Below are 315 nucleotides of genomic sequence, written 5' to 3'. Positions count from 1 at the left end.
ATATCGGTTTACCAACGGCTATCATGTTTGCTAATCATGGTCAGAATGTGATAGGTATCGATCTGAAAGAAGATGCGGTAAATATGCTTAACGCAGGAAAAATTCACATTGAGGAACCAGGACTTCAAACAGAGCTAACGAAAGCCTTATTATCTGGGAATTTTAAAGCACAGTTAAATCTAGAGGAATCGGATGTTTTCATCATTGCTGTGCCAACGCCAAATAAGGCGGATGCCTATCTATCATGTGATTTAACACATGTTGTCGACGCGGTCAGCAAAACGATTCCTTATTTAGAAAAAGGAAATGTCATCA

At 39.0% G+C, this 315-nt stretch carries 1 protein-coding gene; it reads left to right on the top strand.

Annotation, left to right across the window (positions count from 1 at the left end; all coding sequences use genetic code 11):
* Positions 1-2: 2 nt before the first annotated feature.
* Positions 3-315 (top strand): Rossmann-fold NAD(P)-binding domain-containing protein (locus tag HPK16_RS16645; RefSeq protein ID WP_484549371.1); only part of this gene is annotated, 313 nt, incomplete at its 3' end.

The organism is Paenilisteria rustica, assembly GCF_013820765.1.
Taxonomy (GTDB): Bacteria; Bacillota; Bacilli; order Lactobacillales; family Listeriaceae; genus Listeria_A; species Listeria_A rustica.
The sequence above is the reverse complement of the archived record's forward strand: the minus strand, read 5'-3'. Positions and strand labels throughout refer to the sequence as shown.